This is a genomic window from Flavobacterium sp. MAHUQ-57, assembly GCF_051908335.1.
Lineage (GTDB): Bacteria > Bacteroidota > Bacteroidia > Flavobacteriales > Flavobacteriaceae > Flavobacterium.
Window position 1 is genome coordinate 5,215 of record NZ_JBPZTE010000006.1, and the last position, 636, is coordinate 5,850.

At 44.5% G+C, this 636-nt stretch carries 1 protein-coding gene; it reads left to right on the forward strand.

What is annotated here, in order from left to right; all coding sequences use genetic code 11:
* The coding region (locus ACS8MM_RS00060; RefSeq protein ID WP_379711742.1) for a hypothetical protein at positions 1 to 636 on the forward strand (636 nt) is incomplete at both ends.

Consider the following 636-nt stretch of genomic DNA (forward strand, 5'->3'; position numbering starts at 1 on the left):
CGGAGATCCTAGAGTGGCTCCAAGATTATGTGATGGCGGAGTGGTAAATGTTACTTATAGCATTGCTGATAACTGTAGCCGGGACAGCGTTAGTGCCAGCTTTACTTTGAATGGTGAAGCCGACGTTGATGTTGCTGGTCCAGGTAATTCATCTACTAGTCAATGTGACTATGCAGATCAAGCTGCTGTAGATGCTGCATTTGCTGCATGGTTAGCTCAATTCCAAACTTTAAATGATGGCTGTAATGCTGTAGCACAATTCAGTGGTGATCCTAGAGTGGCTCCAAGATTGTGTGATGGCGGAGTGGTAAATGTTACTTATAGCATTGCTGATAACTGTAGCCGAGACAGCGTTAGTGCCAGCTTTACTTTGAATGGTGAAGCCGACGTTGATGTTGCTGGTCCAGGTAATTCATCTACTAGTCAATGTGACTATGCAGATCAAGCTGCTGTAGATGCTGCATTTGCTGCATGGTTAGCTCAATTCCAAACTTTAAATGATGGTTGTAATGCTGTAGCACAATTCAGCGGCGATCCTAGAGTGGCTCCAAGATTGTGTGATGGCGGAGTGGTAAATGTTACTTATAGCATTGCTGATAACTGTAGCCGAGACAGCGTTAGTGCCAGCTTTACTTT